Origin of the sequence: Streptomyces virginiae, from assembly GCF_041432505.1 — a bacterium.
Classification (GTDB): Bacteria; Actinomycetota; Actinomycetes; order Streptomycetales; family Streptomycetaceae; genus Streptomyces; species Streptomyces virginiae_A.
In genome coordinates, this window is the sequence record NZ_CP107871.1 from 6,939,774 (window position 1) to 6,952,186 (window position 12,413).

The 12,413-nt window shown below is 69.3% G+C and carries 12 protein-coding genes; 3 read left to right on the forward strand and 9 right to left on the reverse strand.

The genetic code is table 11. The annotated features are described in order from the left end of the window. The first annotated feature begins 114 nt into the window (after positions 1 to 114). From OG624_RS32115 to OG624_RS32125, 3 genes are read left to right on the forward strand one after another with little or no spacing between them, the layout of a single operon-like run. On the forward strand, positions 115 to 1,872 hold the full coding sequence (locus OG624_RS32115) for a BCCT family transporter (protein WP_078909163.1): 1,758 nt from the start codon (positions 115 to 117) through the stop codon (positions 1,870 to 1,872). 9 nt (positions 1,873 to 1,881) lie between these two features. Beyond that, complete coding sequence (locus OG624_RS32120; protein WP_161295212.1) at positions 1,882 to 2,382, forward strand: NUDIX domain-containing protein; 501 nt, start codon at positions 1,882 to 1,884, stop codon at positions 2,380 to 2,382. Between the two features lie 51 nt (positions 2,383 to 2,433). Next, a complete protein-coding gene (locus tag OG624_RS32125) occupies positions 2,434 to 2,862 on the forward strand; it encodes a hypothetical protein (protein WP_030714550.1) in 429 nt (142 codons plus the stop codon). Positions 2,863 to 2,878: 16 nt separating this feature from the next. Here the strand turns inward: OG624_RS32125 and OG624_RS32130 are convergent, their stop codons facing one another. The 9 genes from OG624_RS32130 to OG624_RS32170 all read right to left on the reverse strand — a co-directional run bounded on the left by OG624_RS32130 (position 2,879) and on the right by OG624_RS32170 (position 12,401). Then, positions 2,879 to 3,265: an SHOCT domain-containing protein gene (locus OG624_RS32130; RefSeq protein WP_033218224.1), complete on the reverse strand. Its 387-nt coding sequence runs from the start codon at positions 3,263 to 3,265 to the stop codon at positions 2,879 to 2,881. 101 nt (positions 3,266 to 3,366) lie between these two features. Beyond that, on the reverse strand, positions 3,367 to 3,888 hold the full coding sequence (locus OG624_RS32135; protein ID WP_326749383.1) for a methylated-DNA--[protein]-cysteine S-methyltransferase: 522 nt from the start codon (positions 3,886 to 3,888) through the stop codon (positions 3,367 to 3,369). 12 nt (positions 3,889 to 3,900) lie between these two features. Then, positions 3,901 to 5,385 (reverse strand): AlkA N-terminal domain-containing protein, encoded by a 1,485-nt coding sequence (locus tag OG624_RS32140; RefSeq protein ID WP_266353868.1) that lies wholly within the window; start codon positions 5,383 to 5,385, stop codon positions 3,901 to 3,903. 547 nt (positions 5,386 to 5,932) lie between these two features. Then, a complete protein-coding gene (pssA, locus tag OG624_RS32145) occupies positions 5,933 to 6,793 on the reverse strand; it encodes a CDP-diacylglycerol--serine O-phosphatidyltransferase (RefSeq protein WP_189740836.1) in 861 nt (286 codons plus the stop codon). Further along, complete coding sequence (locus OG624_RS32150; protein WP_030010161.1) at positions 6,780 to 7,436, reverse strand: phosphatidylserine decarboxylase; 657 nt, start codon at positions 7,434 to 7,436, stop codon at positions 6,780 to 6,782. Before OG624_RS32150 ends, pssA begins: the two co-directional genes overlap by 14 nt. Before the next feature lie 186 nt (positions 7,437 to 7,622). Then, positions 7,623 to 8,828 carry an acyl-CoA dehydrogenase family protein gene (locus OG624_RS32155; protein ID WP_030027413.1) on the reverse strand — a complete coding sequence of 402 codons (1,206 nt, stop codon included), beginning with the start codon at positions 8,826 to 8,828 and terminating at the stop codon, positions 7,623 to 7,625. Between the two features lie 2 nt (positions 8,829 to 8,830). Further along, positions 8,831 to 9,343, reverse strand: a complete 513-nt coding sequence (locus OG624_RS32160) for a MaoC family dehydratase (RefSeq protein WP_030010163.1) — start codon at positions 9,341 to 9,343, stop codon at positions 8,831 to 8,833. Positions 9,344 to 9,348: 5 nt separating this feature from the next. Further along, positions 9,349 to 10,323, reverse strand: coding sequence for an HpcH/HpaI aldolase/citrate lyase family protein (locus OG624_RS32165; RefSeq protein WP_030010164.1), 975 nt, complete (start codon positions 10,321 to 10,323; stop codon positions 9,349 to 9,351). Continuing rightward, a complete protein-coding gene (locus OG624_RS32170) occupies positions 10,320 to 12,401 on the reverse strand; it encodes a protein meaA (RefSeq protein ID WP_033220142.1) in 2,082 nt (693 codons plus the stop codon). The genes OG624_RS32165 and OG624_RS32170 overlap by 4 nt, the downstream gene beginning before the upstream one ends. Positions 12,402 to 12,413: the final 12 nt, after the last annotated feature.

Here is a 12,413-nt window from a genome sequence, read left to right on the forward strand (position 1 = left end):
AGTCGCGCCGCCATGAGCTTATCCGGAGGATCCTCCTATGCCCATGAGTGGCCTGGGCCACACCCGGCGTGCCATGCCCCTAAATAGGGATATACGCCTGCATAGTGTGGCCGCATGAGCGCGGAATCACTGGATCAGCCACGTCCGGACACCCCGGGAGGGGGCGCCGACGGCCCGGTGGACGGCGCGCCCGACCACGCGGTCGTCACCGTGGGTGTGCTCGCCGTGCTGGCCGTCGTCGCGTGGGCGGCCCTGGGCAAGGACTCCTTCGACACGGCGTCGGCCACCGCGCTCTCCTGGGTGCTGGGCAACTTCGCCTGGCTGTTCGTGATCGCCGCCGACGTCTTCCTCGTCATGTGCGTCGTCCTCGCGATCAGCCGGTTCGGCCGGATCCGGCTCGGCGCCGACGATTCCGAGCCCGAGTTCACCAACCTCGCGTGGATCGCGATGATGTTCAGCGCCGGCATGGGCATCGGCCTGATGTTCTACGGGGTGGGGGAGCCGCTCACCCACTACCTGGCGCCGCCCCCGGCCTCCGGCGCGGCCCCCCGCACCGGCGCCGCCGCGCTCGCGGCCATGGAGTACTCCTTCTTCCACTGGACCCTCACCCCCTGGGCGATCTACGGCATCGCCGGCCTCGCCCTGGCCTACGCGACCTTCCGCAAGGGCCGCGGCAACCGCCTGAGCTCCGCCTTCGTCCCCCTGGTGGGCGAGGAACGGGCGGCCGGCCCGGCCGGCAAGGCCATCGATCTGCTGGCGGTCTTCGCCACCGTCTTCGGCACCGCCACCAGCCTCGGCCTCGGCGCCCTCCAGGTCTCCAAGGGGCTGAACCTCACCACCGGAGTCGAGGACTCCGTGACCTTGGAGCTGATCATCATCGGCTCCCTGTCGGCGGCCTTCGTCCTGTCCGCCTTCTCCGGCCTGCACAAGGGCGTGAAGTGGCTCAGCACGATCAACCTGGTGCTGGCCGCCGTCCTGATGCTCTTCGTCTTCGTCCTCGGCCCGACCGTCTACATCCTCGACGTGATCCCCGCCGGCGTCGGCGGGTACCTGAGCGAGCTGGTGCCCATGGCCAGCCGCACCGGCGCCTTCACCGACTCCAAGTGGCTCGGCGCGTGGACGATCTTCTACTGGGCGTGGTGGCTGTCCTGGGCCCCGTTCGTCGGCACCTTCATCGCCCGCATCTCGCGCGGCCGCACCATCCGCGAGTTCCTCATCGGCGTGCTGCTCGTCCCCAGCGGGGCCACCGTCATCTGGTTCTGCGTCATGGGCGGCACCGCCATCCGCCTCGACTCCACCGGCGCCGTCGACTTCGCCGTCACGCTCAAGGACGGTACGGAGGCCTCGCTCTTCGCGATGCTGGACGCCCTGCCGCTCTCCACGATCACCTCGTGGGTCGCCATGGTCCTGGTCATGACCTACTTCGTCACCAGCGCCGACTCGGCCTCCCTGGTGATGGGCTCGCTCACCAGTCGCGGCTCCCTCAACCCGCCCACCTGGCTCGTCGTCACCTGGGGCGTGCTGATGGCCGCCGTCGCCGCCGTGCTCCTCGTCGCGGGCGGCCTGAAGTCCCTGCAGACCGCCACCATCCTGGTCGCGCTGCCCTTCGCCGTCGTCATGCTGCTGCTCTGCTGGGCCCTGCTGAAGGAGCTCCGTACGGACCCGGGCGCCGGACCCGCCCGCCACCACCCCCTGCACGGACTGCGGGACGCGGTCCGGGCCATGGTCGGCGACGCCATCACCGAACAGGGGGCGGCCCGCCGCCCGCGGGGCCGCGCCGAGCCCGGGAGCCGGCGCTACCAGGACCACGAGGGCAGGGACGGGAACGGCGAAGGCCCGGGCTCCTCGCCGGGCCCGTCGCCAAGGACTTAGGGTTGCGGCGTGACGACCGCAGACGACTACGCCACGTACATCGCGAGCCTGCCCCGGGTGCTGGCCGGCGCGGCCGCCCTCTACCGGGACGCCGAGGGCCGGGTCCTGCTCGTCGAGCCCAACTACCGCGAGGGCTGGGCCCTGCCGGGCGGCACCGTCGAGTCGGACCAGGACGAGTCCCCGCGCACCGCGGCCCGGCGGGAGAGTGCCGAGGAGATCGGCATCGACCTCCCCCTCGGCCGCCTCCTGGCCGTCGACTGGGTGCCGGGCCCCGGCCGTCCGCCAGTGGTCGCCTACGTCTACGACGGCGGGGTGCTCGACGAGGCCCAGTTCGCCTCCATCACCCTGCAGGAGGAGGAGCTGATCTCCTGGCGGCTCGTCGAACCCACCGAACTCGCCGCATATCTGCCCGCACCGCTCGGGCGGCGCGTCCAAGAGGCGTACCGGATCGCGCAGTCGGGCGAGGGCGCCGTGGAACTGGAGAACGGCCGGCGCCCGGTGGCCCCGTAAGCGGGACGCGCCGTAACAGCGGACTTACCTCGACCAGGACAGAATCAGAAGATGATCACGATGTACGCCTGGCCCAGCACCGCCGACGGGCCCGACGCCCTCCCCATGGTGCACTTCACCACCGACCAGCAGGCCGGTGGTGAAGTCACTCCGGACGGGACCCCGGTCTGGCTGTTCGACACCGCGATACGCGAGGGCGGCTGGGCGCAGTTCACCGATTTCGAGGGCTGGTCCGTCCCGGCCGCCGGTTGGCAGGCCTTCTACCGCCGTGAGGACGACCTCCTCGCCGTCACCGGACCCGGCTCCTGCGAGGGCTGGTACCAGGGCAACCTCGGCGCCGACCCCGACTGGGTGGCCGCCGCCGCCACCCAGCAGAGCGTGGTCCTGCTCGCCGCCCCGATCCAGCACCCCTCGCTGTACAACTACGCCGTGGAGGCCGGGGCCGCCTTCGCGCTGCTCGTTCCGCTCCTCGTCGTCTGAACCGACTGGGACCCGATCACGCCAGGAGCTTGGCCTTGGCGCGGTCGAACTCCTCCTGGGTGATGTCGCCCTTGTCCTTCAGTGCGGACAGCTTGTGCAGCTCGTCCGCACTGCTGCCGGAGCCCGCCGTCTTCTGGACGTACGACCGGAAGGCGGCCTCGTTCTCCTGGACCTGCTTGATGTCCCGCTCGCCCATGCTCTTGCCCCGGGCGATGAGGTAGACGAACACGCCCAGGAAGGGCAGCAGGATCACGAAGATCAACCATCCCGCCTTCCCCCAGCCGCCGAGGCTGTGGTCACGGAAGATATCCGTGATGATCTTGAAGAGCAGGAAGAACCACATGATCCACAGGAACAGGTACAGCATCGTCCAGAAGATGTTGAGAAGCGGATAGTCGTCCATGCCCGACTCCGATCATGTAGCGGTATTCCATTCATACAACCGCTGCAAAAGGACCGCATTTCGGAATGGGGCCGCGCCGAGCCCGCTTTCGCGGCCGGGGGTCAGAACAGTTCCCGGACGTGTTCCCCGGACTCGAAGGCCAGCAGCCGCACCTTGCGGTCGAGCCCGCCGCCGTAACCGGTCATCCCGCCCGACGCGCCGATCACGCGGTGGCAGGGCACGATGATGCCGACCGGGTTCTTCCCGTTCGCCAGGCCCACCGCGCGCGAGGCGTTGGGCTTGCCCAGCCTGGTCGCGAGCTCCCCGTACGACCACGTCTCGCCGTACGGGATCCGCACCAGCTGATCCCAGACACTGCGCTGGAATTCGGTGCCCTCCAGGCGCAGCGGGAGGTCGAACTCGGTGAGCTCCCCGGCGAAATAGGCGGTCAACTGGCGCGCCACCTCGGGGAACGGCTCCTCGGCGGCGGCCACCCGCTCCCCGAAGGACTCCTCGGCCGGTCGGTGCCGCTGCCCGGTCATGTAGAGCCCGCTGAGCACCCCCTCCGTGGCGACCAGGGTCAGCGGGCCGTACGGGCTGTCGACGACGGTGTGCGTCTTGGTGCTGTTCATCGTGGATCGCATCGCTGGTGCTCCTCAGACGGGCAGGTGGTTGATGGGGTGGGCGTCCGTGGCCCACAGGTACTGGACGGCGTACGCACGCCAGGGCCGCCACGTGGCCGCGCGCGCCGTGAGCGCGGAGGGGGTGGAGGGCAGCCCGAGCCCCTGCGCCGCCCGCCGGATCCCCAGATCCGACGGCAGGAACGCGTCCGGGTCACCGAGCGCCCGCATCGCGATCACCTCGGTGGTCCACGGACCGAAGCCGGGCAGCGCCGAGAGCTGCGCCCGCGCCGCCTCCCAGTCGCTGTCGAAGCCGAGCGCCAGCGAACCGTCGGCCAGCGCCGAGACCAGGGTGGTCAGCGTGGCGCGCCGACTGCGCGGCAGGGCCAGCGCCTCCGGGTCCAGCCCGGCGAGCGCCTGCGGGGAGGGGAAGAGGTGGGTCAGCCCGCCCAGCGGATCCTCGATCGGCTCCCCGTGCGCGGTGACCAGCCGGGCCGCGTGCGTACGCGCCGCCGCGGTGGAGACCTGCTGGCCCAGCACCGCCCGTACGGCGAACTCCGGCGCGTCGACCGTACGGGGCACCCGGCGCCCGGGGGCCTTGTCCACGAGCGGGGCCAGCAGCGGGTCGGCGCGCAACTGCTCGTCGACCGCCTCGGGGTCGGCGTCCAGGTCGAGCATCCAGCGGCACCGACTGATGGCGATGGTGAGGTCGCGCAGGTCGGTCAGCGCGAGCCGGCAGCCGATGTGGTCGGGCTGCGGGGTCAGGGCGACGACGCCGGTGCCGTAGGGCAGGCGCAGCGTGCGACGGTAGGCGCCGTCACGCCACTCCTCGACCCCGGGGACGGCGGTCGCGGCGAGGTGCCCGAAGAGGTTGTCGGGGTTCAGCGGGGCCCGGAACGGCAGCCGCAGACTGATCGTCCCGGGGATCCGGGGCGGGGCGTTCCGGCTGCGGCCGGCCTTGACGGCCCGCTCCCGCAGCTCGCTCGGGGACAGGGCGAAGACCTCGCGGACCGTGTCGTTGAAGGTCCGGATGGAGGAGAACCCGGCGGCGAAGGCCACGTCGCCCATCGGGAGCTCGGAGGTCTCGATGAGCAGTCGGGCGGTCTGGGCGCGCTGGGCCCGGGCCAGGGCGAGCGGACCGGCCCCGAGCTCGGCGTTCAGCTGCCGCTCGACCTGGCGGGCCGAGTAGCCCAGCCGGGTGGCCAGGCCCGGCACGCCCTCGCGGTCCACCACGCCGTCCTGGATCAGCCGCATCGCGCGCGCGACGGCGTCGGCGCGGGCGTTCCACTCGGGCGAACCGGGACTTGTGTCGGGCCGGCACCGCTTGCAGGCCCGGAACCCGGCCTGCTGGCAGGCGGCGGCGCTGGGCAGGAAGGTCATGTTCTCGACCTTCGGCGGCACGGCGGGGCAGCTGGGGCGGCAGTAGATCCGGGTGGTCAGGACGGCGGTGAAGAACCAGCCGTCGAAGCGGGCGTCCTTCGACTGCACGGCCCTTACGCAGCGCTCGGTGTCGGTGTGCATGGCTCTAGGATCCGGTGTCGCGGAACCGCCGGCTGGCGGTTTTCCGACATCAAGGCTATCCGGGTGCTGCGGGTGGTGGGGGCGGGGCCGGGTCCGGCGGTGGGGCGGGGGTCGTCCGGGGTAGGCATGATTTATGGCCCCTCGGCCCGACAGTGAGGTGCCCGGCGGTCCGGGCCAACAAATCACGTTTTACACCCCGGACGACCCCCGCCCCACCACCGGCCCCGACCCCGCCCGCACCACCACACCCGCCCCGCGTCGAGTACGGGCTCCTGTAACGGACCCGGGGTCGGGAACGGTGGGAGGGGGCGGCGGCGGGGTGGGGAGTGTTCGGGGTGTAAAACGTGATTTGTTGGCCCGAACCGCCGGGGTCCTGTGCGACCTGGCTCAGGGGCCATAAATCATGCCTACCCCGGACACTCCCCACCCCGCCGCCGACCCCGGCCCAGGCCTCCACCGCCCCCGTGACCCGACCCGCCCCCACGCCCCCGGGAACGGCAGAAGGCCCCCGGATGCCGATGGCATCCGGGGGCCTTCTCCGGTACAGCTAGCGCAGCGTCGTCGCGCGGGCCTCGCGGCGGTTGTGCCGGAAGGTGTTGGCCTTCCGGGTCGTCGCGAAGAGCGGAATGGTCGCCGCCATCGCGATCTGCAGGGCGCAGCCGGTCTGCAGCAGCAGCTGACCGCCCGGGGCGTCGAACGCCCAGGCCGCCAGCAGCCCCATCGCGCTGATGATCCAGCACAGCATCGCCACCGCGAGTACGCCCCGCGGCTTGGGGTACTCGACCCGGCTCACCATCAGCCAGGCCACCCCGATGATCGCCAGCAGCGTCGGGACGAACGGCAGCTCCAGCAGCACGATCGAGACGACCGTGAGCGCGCCGAAGGGGCTCGGCATGCCCTGGAACATGCCGTCCTTCATCGTCACGCAGCTGAATCTCGCGAGTCGGAGCACCACGGCGAGCAGCACCACGATCGCGGCCAGGGCCGACATCTTCTGGTGCGCGTCGACGGCGACCATGCCGTAGACGAGCACGAAGTAGGCCGGCGCGAGGCCGAAGCTGATCAGGTCGGACAGGTTGTCCAGCTCGGCACCCATCGGCGAGCTGCGCAGCTTGCGGGCCACGATGCCGTCGAAGAGGTCGAAGACCGCGGCGAGCAGCATCAGTATCACCGCCGTCGCGGCGCTGTTACGGGCCATGCCCGATTCGCCACTGCCGGTGAGGTGCGGGATGAGGATTCCGGTGGTGGTGAAGTACACCGCCATGAATCCGCACGTCGCGTTACCGAGAGTGAGGGTGTCCGCTATCGACAGCCGCAGCGAGAGCGGCATGTCGTCTTCGGCGGACTCCTCCTCGGCAGGTTCGGGAACCCAGCCTGCGGCCGGAGTCTCAGGGTCAGTCACGGTCAATTCGTGTCACCCCCGCGGTGGTGGCCTGACCGACCTCGACCGCGACCTCGACGCCCTCGGGGAGGTAGATGTCGACGCGGGAGCCGAAGCGGATCAGACCGATGCGTTCGCCCTGCTCCACCTTGGTTCCGGCCGGCAGGTACGGGACGATGCGACGGGCGACGGCGCCGGCGATCTGCACCATCTCGATGTCACCGAGTTCGGTGTCGAAGTGCCAGACAACGCGCTCGTTGTTCTCGCTCTCCTTGTTGAACGCCGGGACGAATCCGCCGGGGATGTGCTCCACGGACGTCACCGTGCCCGCGAGGGGCGCACGGTTGACGTGGACGTTCAGCGGGCTCATGAAGATCGCGACCCGGGTCCGTCCGTCCTTCCACGGCATGATGCTCTGCACCACACCGTCGGCGGGCGAGATGACACGGCCCTGAGCGATCTCACGCTCGGGGTCGCGGAAGAACCACAGCATGCCCGCGGCGAGCGCGGTTGCGGGCACGGCCGCCGCGGCCCAGCGTCCGGACTTGCGGGCCCGGGTGAGGCTGAGCGCCGCGGTGGCGACGGTCGGCAGAAGCCACGGCGATGCTCCGCGCGCGAGGCGTACGCCAAGGAGGCTGTCGCGAGGTGCAGAGGTTTGGCTGTGGGGCATGGATGACCTTCGTAGCGGGTGATTGCCGCGCCGCAAACAGGGGGACGGGACGGCGGCTTTACTGGAATGCTATCGGTTGCGCGCAACAACTGGGCAAGCCAGAAGCCGAGTCGATGACCGTCAGCCAGTCACTGCCAGTGATCCTTTCGCAACGAACCCATGGATGATTCGCCGCAAAAGGGACTTTCAGCCCTGAAGCCGGTACTCCTCGAGCAGGCGTCGCCCGATGATCATTTTCTGGATCTCGGCGGTACCTTCGCCGATCAGCAGCATCGGGGCCTCCCGGTAGAGACGCTCGATCTCGTACTCCTTCGAGAACCCGTATCCACCGTGGATACGGAAGGCGTCCTCGACGACCTCCTTGCAGTACTCGGAGGCGAGGTACTTCGCCATCCCTGCTTCGAGGTCGTTTCGTTCCCCGGAGTCCTTTTTGCGTGCTGCATTCACCATCATCGCATGGGCGGCTTCGACCTTGGTAGCCATCTCGGCCAGCTTGAACTGAATCGCCTGGTGCTCGGCGATCGCCTTGCCGAAAGTGTGACGTTGCTGGGCATAAGAGACACCCAGCTCGAAAGCACGCTGAGCGACGCCACAGCCACGCGCCGCCACGTTGACGCGGCCGACCTCGACCCCGTCCATCATTTGGTAAAACCCTCGGCCCGTCTGCCCGCCGAGTACCCGATTGGCCGGAATGCGCAGTCCGTCCATGATGAGCTCGGTCGTGTCGACGCCCTTGTAGCCCATCTTGTCGATCTTGCCGGGGATGGTCAGGCCGGGACGGACCTCACCGAAGCCGGGCTCCTTCTCGACGAGGAAGGTCGTCATCGACTTGTGGGGCGCCGTGCCCTCGGGGTGTCCTTCGTCACTTCGGACGAGAACGGCGACCAGGGTGGAGCTGCCACCGTTCGTCAGCCACATCTTCTGGCCGTTCAGGACGTACTCGTCGCCGTCCTTCACCGCCTTGGAGGAGATGGCCGACACATCGGAGCCGAGCGCCGGCTCGGACATCGAGAACGCGCCGCGCACCTCGCCCAGGGCCATGCGGGGGAGGAAGTGGTCCTTCTGCTCCTGCGTGCCGTGCTGCTTGAGCATGTACGCCACGATGAAGTGGGTGTTGATGATGCCCGAGACGGACATCCAGCCACGGGCGATCTCCTCGACGCACAGGGCGTAGGTGAGGAGCGACTCACCCAGGCCGCCGTACTCCTCCGGGATCATCAGGCCGAAGAGGCCGAGTTCCTTGAGGCCGTCGACGATCTGCTGCGGGTACTCGTCGCGGTGTTCGAGCTCGGTCGCGACCGGGATGATCTCCTTGTCGACGAACTCCCGGACGGTCTTGAGGATCTCCCGCTGGACGTCGGTCAGCCCGGCGGTCTGGGCGAGTCGGGCCATGGCTACTTCCCCTGTTCCTTCAGCGTGGGGCGGCCGGGCTGCTCGCCGCCGCGCTCCTTGATGTACGTCTCGGTCGGGACCATCACCTTGCGCCGGAAGACGCAGACGAGGGTGCCGTCCTGCTTGTAGCCCTTGGTCTCGACGTAGACGATGCCGCGGTCGTTCTTCGACTTCGACGGGGTCTTGTCGAGGACCGTGGTCTCGCCGTAGATCGTGTCGCCGTGGAAGGTCGGCGCCACGTGCCGCAGGGACTCGATCTCCAGGTTGGCGATGGCCTTCCCGGAGACGTCCGGCACGGACATGCCGAGCAGCAGCGAGTAGATGTAGTTGCCCACGACCACGTTCTTGCCGAAGTCGGTCGTGTTCTCGGCGTAATTGCTGTCCATGTGGAGCGGGTGGTGATTCATGGTCAGCAGACAGAAGAGATGGTCGTCGTACTCGGTGACCGTCTTTCCGGGCCAGTGCTTGTAGACCGCCCCGACCTCGAACTCTTCGTACGTGCGTCCGAACTGCATCGGGATCAGGCCTCCGGGATCTCGAACTTGGTGGTGCGCTCCATGCCGGCGGCCCGGCCCTTGCCGGCGATGACCAGGGCCATCTTGCGGCTGGCCTCGTCGATCATCTCGTCGCCGAGCATCGCGGAGCCCTTCTTGCCGCCGGCCTCCGAGGTGCACCAGTCGTACGCGTCGAGGATCAGCTCGGCGTGGTCGTAGTCCTCCTGCGAGGGGGAGAAGACCTCGTTGGCCGCGTCGACCTGACCGGGGTGCAGCACCCACTTGCCGTCGAAGCCCAGAGCGGCGGCCCGGCCGGCCACCTCGCGGTAGGCGTCCACGTCGCGGATCTGGAGGAAGGGGCCGTCGATCGCCTGCAGGTTGTGCATGCGGGCCGCCATCAGGATCCGCATCAGGATGTAGTGGTAGGCGTCCGCCGGGTAGCCGGGCGGCTGCATGCCCACGACCAGGGACTTCATGTTGATCGAGGCCATGAAGTCGGCCGGGCCGAAGATGATGGTCTCCAGGCGCGGCGAGGCGGCGGCGATCTCGTCGACGTTCACCAGGCCCTTGGCGTTCTCGATCTGCGCCTCGATGCCGATCTTGCCGACCTCGAAGCCCATGGTCTTCTCGATCTGGGTCAGCAGCAGGTCCAGCGCCACGACCTGCTGGGCGTCCTGGACCTTCGGCAGCATGATGCAGTCGAGGTTCTGGCCGGCGCCCTCGACCACGGTGACGACGTCACGGTAGGTCCAGTGCGTGGTCCAGTCGTTGACGCGCACGACGCGGGTCTTGCCGGTCCAGTCGCCGTTGTTCAGCGCGTCCACGATCGTGTGGCGGGCGCCTTCCTTGGCGAGCGGCGCGCAGGCGTCCTCCAGGTCCAGGAAGACCTGGTCGGCCGGCAGGCCCTGGGCCTTCTCCAGGAACCGCGGGTTCGAGCCGGGTACCGCGAGGCAGGAGCGACGCGGGCGAAGGCGGTTCACCGGGTGGACGGGCGTGGTCATGCGGGGACCTCCGTGCTTGCAACGAATTCGTTGTTCATGTCGAGGGGGGCGAGCTTGTTGGCCTTGCGGATCTCGTCGACGATACGGCCGATGATCTCCGTGATGCCGAAGTCCTTCGGCGTGAAGACCGCGGCGACACCCGCGGCCTTGAGCGTCACGGCATCGGCGTTCGGAATGATGCCTCCGACGATGACGGGGATGTCACCCGCCCCCGCCAGTCGCAGTCGCTCCAGGACGTCCGGGACCAGAGCGCTGTGCGAACCGGACAGGATGGACAGTCCCACGCAGTGCACGTCCTCGGCCAGCGCCGCGGAGGAGATCTCCTCCGGCGTCAGCCTGATGCCTTGGTAGACCACCTCGAAGCCGGCGTCGCGGGCCCGCACGGCGATCTGCTCGGCGCCGTTGGAGTGCCCGTCCAGGCCGGGCTTGCCGACCAGCAGGCGCAGCCGGCCCGAGCCGAGCTCGTCGGCGGTGCGGGACACCTTCTCGCGGACCTCGTGCATCGGCGTACCGGGCTCGGCGGTGACCGCGACCGGGGCCGAGGAGACCCCGGTGGGGGCGCGGAACTCGCCGAACACCTCGCGCAGGGCGCTCGCCCACTCGCCGGTGGTGACACCGGCGCGGGCGCACTCCAGCGTGGCCTCCATCAGGTTCTCGGTGCCCGCCGCGGCCTCCTTGAGGCGCTCCAGCGCCTGCTGGGTGGTGGGGAAGACGAACGGGTCGCCGTTCCCCTGGCGGTCCGAGGACTCCTGGCGCTCGGCGCGCCAGCGGCCGATACGCTCCACGGTCAGCGCCTCCACGGCGCCGTCGACCGTCATGATGGCGCCGTCCAGGTCGGCCGTGAGCGGGTTCTCCTCGGTCTGCTGGAAGCAGTTGACACCGACGATCTTGTCCTCGCCGGCCTCGATCCGCGCCCGCCGTTCGGCGTGCGAGGAGACCAGCTCGCCCTTCAGGTAACCGGACTCGACGGCCGCCATGGCGCCGCCCATCTCCTGGATCCGGTCGATCTCGGCCAGGCAGTCGGCGACCAGGGAGTCGACTTTGGCCTCGATGACGTGGGATCCGGCGAAGATGTCCTCGTACTCCAGCAGGTCGCTCTCGAGTGCGAGGACCTGCTGGATGCGCAGCGACCACTGCTGGTCCCAGGGCCGGGGCAGACCCAGCGCCTCGTTCCAGGCGGGCAGCTGCACGGCGCGGGCGCGGGCGTCCTTGGAGAGGGTGACGGCGAGCATCTCCAGCACGATGCGCTGGACGTTGTTCTCCGGCTGGGCCTCGGTGAGTCCCAGGGAGTTGACCTGGACGCCGTAACGGAAGCGACGCTGCTTCGCGTTCTCGATGCCGTAGCGCTCCTTGGTGACCTTGTCCCAGATGCGGCCGAAGGCGCGCATCTTGCACATCTCCTCGATGAAGCGGACGCCCGCGTTCACGAAGAAGGAGATCCGGGCGACGACCTCGCCGAAGCGTTCCTCGGGCACCTGGCCCGAGTCGCGCACCGAGTCGAGGACCGCGATCGCCGTGGACATCGCGTACGAGATCTCCTGGACCGGGGTGGCCCCGGCCTCCTGGAGGTGGTACGAGCAGATGTTGATCGGGTTCCACTTGGGGATGTGGTTGACCGTGTACGCGATCATGTCCGTCGTCAGCCGCAGGGACGGCCCCGGCGGGAAGACGTGCGTCCCGCGCGAGAGGTACTCCTTGACGATGTCGTTCTGGGTGGTGCCCTGGAGCTGGGCGATGTCCGCGCCCTGCTCCTCGGCGGCCACCTGGTAGAGCGCCAGCAGCCACATGGCCGTGGCGTTGATCGTCATCGAGGTGTTCATCTGTTCCAGGGGAATGTCCTGGAACAGCCGCCGCATGTCGCCCAGATGGGAGACCGGGACCCCGACCCGGCCCACCTCGCCGCGGGCGAGGATGTGGTCGGGGTCGTAGCCGGTCTGCGTCGGCAGGTCGAACGCGACCGACAGGCCGGTCTGGCCCTTGGCGAGGTTGCGGCGGTACAGCTCGTTGGACGCCTCGGCCGTGGAGTGGCCGGCGTACGTCCGCATGAGCCACGGACGGTCCTTCTGGCGCTCTGTCATCTCAGGCTGTCC

Excerpts from the sequence above, each read along its gene's own strand:
- OG624_RS32160 (WP_030010163.1), bottom strand. The coding sequence starts at position 9,343 with ATGCAGTTCGGACGCACGTACGAAGAGTTCGAGGTCGGGGCGGTCTAC.
- OG624_RS32170 (WP_033220142.1), bottom strand. The coding sequence starts at position 12,401 with ATGACAGAGCGCCAGAAGGACCGTCCGTGGCTCATGCGGACGTACGCC.
- OG624_RS32135 (WP_326749383.1), bottom strand. The coding sequence starts at position 3,888 with ATGCGATCCACGATGAACAGCACCAAGACGCACACCGTCGTCGACAGC.
- OG624_RS32140 (WP_266353868.1), bottom strand. The coding sequence starts at position 5,385 with ATGCACACCGACACCGAGCGCTGCGTAAGGGCCGTGCAGTCGAAGGAC.
- OG624_RS32115 (WP_078909163.1), top strand. The coding sequence starts at position 115 with ATGAGCGCGGAATCACTGGATCAGCCACGTCCGGACACCCCGGGAGGG.
- OG624_RS32130 (WP_033218224.1), bottom strand. The coding sequence starts at position 3,265 with ATGGACGACTATCCGCTTCTCAACATCTTCTGGACGATGCTGTACCTG.
- OG624_RS32150 (WP_030010161.1), bottom strand. The coding sequence starts at position 7,436 with ATGCCCCACAGCCAAACCTCTGCACCTCGCGACAGCCTCCTTGGCGTA.
- OG624_RS32165 (WP_030010164.1), bottom strand. The coding sequence starts at position 10,323 with ATGACCACGCCCGTCCACCCGGTGAACCGCCTTCGCCCGCGTCGCTCC.
- OG624_RS32125 (WP_030714550.1), top strand. The coding sequence starts at position 2,434 with ATGATCACGATGTACGCCTGGCCCAGCACCGCCGACGGGCCCGACGCC.
- OG624_RS32155 (WP_030027413.1), bottom strand. The coding sequence starts at position 8,828 with ATGGCCCGACTCGCCCAGACCGCCGGGCTGACCGACGTCCAGCGGGAG.